Below are 3,345 nucleotides of genomic sequence, written 5' to 3' on the forward strand. Positions count from 1 at the left end.
CGACGGAGGCGCCAGCTGGACTGCGATCAGCAAGGACCTGACGCGCAATGACAAGTCCAAGCAGCAGCCCTCCGGCGGCGTGATCACGCTCGACATCACCAGCGTGGAGTACTACGACACCATTTTTGCGCTTGCCGAATCTCCGGTGCAGCAGGGCGAGCTGTGGGCAGGCACCGACGACGGGCTGGTATGGGTGACGCGCGACGGCGGCGGCACGTGGACGAACGTCACGCCCAAGGCCATGCCGGAGTGGAGCCTGGTGAGCATCATCGAGCCGTCGCCGCACGATCCCGCCACGGCTTACGTGGCCGTCGACCGGCACAAGTCCGACGATCAGAAGCCGTACATCTTCAAGACCTCCGATTACGGAAAAACGTGGACGCCGATCGTGAACGGCATTGCGCCCAACCACTACGTCCGCTCGGTGCGGGAAGATCCGGGACGCAAGGGCCTGCTGTTCGCGGGCACCGAGCGCGGCGTTTACGCCTCCTTTAATGACGGCGCTAACTGGCAGCCTTTGCAGTTGAACCTGCCGGTGTCGCCCATCCACGACCTGCTGATTCATGGCGACGACCTGGTAGTCGCGACGCACGGGCGCTCGTTCTGGATCCTGGACGACATCACCCCGCTGCGGCAGTTGACGGCGCAAGTCGCTTCCGCGCCGGCCATCCTGTACAAGCCCCAGGCCGCGGTTCGCCTGCACTATCCGGACCAGGTGGATCGCCGCCGTCCTGTCGGCGAAAACCCACCCAAGGGCGCCATCATTGATTATTACTTCGCCGCCAAACCCAAAGAGGAGGTGACGCTCGACATCACCGACGCTCAGGGACGCCTGGTGCGCCATCTCTCCAGCAAAGAGAAGAAAACTTTCGTGCAGCCACCGGAGTGGCCCGACCAGGAAATTCCCAAGCTCACCATTCCCGCCGAAGCCGGCATGAACCGATTCGCCTGGGACCTGCGCTACGAGTCGCCGATCAAAATTCCGGGCGCCTTTTACTCCGGCTTGGGGCCGGTGGGGCCGCTGGCGCTTCCCGGAACCTACCAAGTGAGGCTTTCGGCAGGAACATTCAGCCGAACCGTGCCGCTGGAGCTGCGCATCGACCCCCGGCTTAAGAATGTCACGCAGGCGGACTTGCAGAAGGAATTTGAGCTGGCGGTGAAGATAGCCGCCGCCAACCAGGCGCTGCACACGGCGGTGAACCAGGTCCGTCAGCTTCGGAGTGAGCTCGACACGCTGAAAAAGTGGGCGGGCGAAGGGGCGCAGGCCAAGCAGGTGGTGGCCGCGGCCGATGACCTGAACAAGAAGGTGACGCCGATCGAAGAAAACCTCATGCAGGTGAAGATGAAGAGCTCGGAAGGGAATCTGCGCTACCCCAACCAACTCAACGAGCAGCTGGATTCCCTCAGCCACACCATTGAATATGCCGACGGTGCGCCAACTCGCCCGCAACTCGCCGTTTATGACTACCTGAACGGCAAGCTGCAGGAACAGCTGAAAGCGCTGCGCGGGGTCCTGGATCGCGACTTGCCGGCACTCAACGAGCTGATGCGGAAGACGGGCGTGCCGGTATTGGCCGTTCCGTCGGGAACCCCGGCAGGCGATTAAAGGAGTGTGTTGCGAAGTGTAACGACGGTGGCGATGATTCGGGATCGAGCGCCCGAATACTGAACCCGGCCGCGGTGCGCTACCGCTCCTGCTGGAAGAGGTATCGCTCTCCGTCTGCCATGCCTTCGGCGACCTTCAAGAAGGCATGCGCCGCATGGGAGAGATTGGCATTCTTGCGATAGACGATGCGCAAGCGCCGTTCCAGCTTCAAGTCCGCGATTGGAATGCGCACCAGGTCGCCGCGCTTCAATTCCTCTTCCACGCAGATGCCGGGCACCAGCGCGACTCCATTTTCCATCATCACGAACTTCTTGATCGCCTCGATGGTGGGCAGCTCGGCATCCATGTTCAGCGGCGTCTTGTGACGCTTGAATGCGTGGATCACCTTGGCGCGATAAGGGGAGGGCACATGGTGGGCCACGAACGATTCGACCCCGAGCTGTTTAATGCTCACTTGCTTTGCCTTGGAAAGCGTGTGTCGCGGATATACGACAAATGCCAATTCGTCGCGATAGACGACGATGCTGCGCAGCAAGGGGTCCTCGGGATTGAAGGAGACCACCCCGCATTCCACGTTGTGCTCCAGGATATCCTGGGGAATGCGGCTGGCGAGCGAACGCTCGACCGTGGTCTTCACCATCGGGTAAAGCCGGCGGAACTCGGCCAGCACCGGCAGCAGGTACAGGCAGGTGTACTCGTTGGCGGCGATGCACAGTTTGCCTTTGCGCATCTCGCGCATTTCCACCAGGGCCGCCGCCGCCTCGCCGCGCAAGTTCAGCAGCTTCTGGGCATAGTCGTGCAGCACGCGTCCGGCGTCGGTGAGGTGGCCGTCGCGCGAGGAGCGATCGAACAGGGACTCCCCTAACTCGTCCTCCAGCTTGCGGATGGCCTGGCTGACCGCGGGCTGCGTCCGGTACAGCTTCTCCGCCGCCCGCGAGAAGCTCCCCTCGCGCGCCACCATGACGAATACTTCCAGCTGGAACAGGTCCATTCCTCCCCCTATTCGGCGACCTTGGGCCGGGGGCGACTGGCGATTATGCCATCAGAAAAGCTAATGATAACGAAAAGAATTATAACTTGGAGTTTTGCCGGCCTGTAAGGGTAGCATTCGGGTGGCGGTCCGGCGCTCCGGACGGCCCGATCCGCCTTGGGTTTTTGCTCACATAGCAGTGTGACCCCAGGTGCAAGGAGGCGCAGTGAGCGGCAATCGAATCACGATTTTCGATACTACGCTGCGCGACGGCGAACAGTCGCCCGGATGCAGCATGAACCTCGAAGAGAAGGTTCTGATTGCGGGCGAACTGGACCGCCTCGGCGTTGACGTCATCGAGGCCGGGTTTCCCATCGCGTCCGAGGGGGATTACCGCGGGGTAAAAGCGGTAGCCGAGCGCGTCCGCCGGCCGGCGATCGCGGCGCTGGCGCGTTGTACCCGGGCCGACATCGATCGCGCCTGGGATGCGATTCGCGAAGCCGAGCACCCGCGCATCCATGTCTTCCTTGCCACTTCCGATATCCACCTGCAATACAAGTTAAAGATCAGCCGCCGCGACGCCCTGGCGCAGTCACGCGAAGCAGTGGCTTACGCCCACTCCCTGTGTGACGACGTGGAATTCTCACCCGAGGATGCCACCCGTTCCGATCCGGAGTTCCTGTGTTCCGTACTGGAGGGCGTGATCGAGGCGGGCGCGACCACGCTCAACATTCCCGACACCGTGGGCTACACCGTGCCGAGCGAATTC

3 protein-coding genes are annotated in these 3,345 nt (G+C 62.2%); 2 read left to right on the plus strand and 1 reads right to left on the minus strand.

All coding sequences use genetic code 11. The features are described from left to right. The coding region (locus VFI82_11740; protein ID HET7185349.1) for a hypothetical protein at nucleotides 1-1,606 on the plus strand (1,606 nt) is incomplete at its 5' end. Between the two features lie 79 nt (nucleotides 1,607-1,685). Here the strand turns inward: VFI82_11740 and VFI82_11745 are convergent. Further along, the gene (locus VFI82_11745; protein ID HET7185350.1) at nucleotides 1,686-2,597 is read right to left on the minus strand and encodes a LysR family transcriptional regulator; all 912 of its coding nucleotides are present in this window, start codon (nucleotides 2,595-2,597) and stop codon (nucleotides 1,686-1,688) included. Between the two features lie 205 nt (nucleotides 2,598-2,802). Here VFI82_11745 and VFI82_11750 point away from each other — a divergent pair. Next, nucleotides 2,803-3,345, plus strand: a 543-nt coding sequence (locus VFI82_11750) for a 2-isopropylmalate synthase (protein ID HET7185351.1), incomplete at its 3' end; no start/stop codon positions are given.

The sequence above is a fragment of the Terriglobales bacterium genome, from assembly GCA_035691485.1.
GTDB lineage: Bacteria > Acidobacteriota > Terriglobia > Terriglobales > Acidobacteriaceae > JAIQGF01.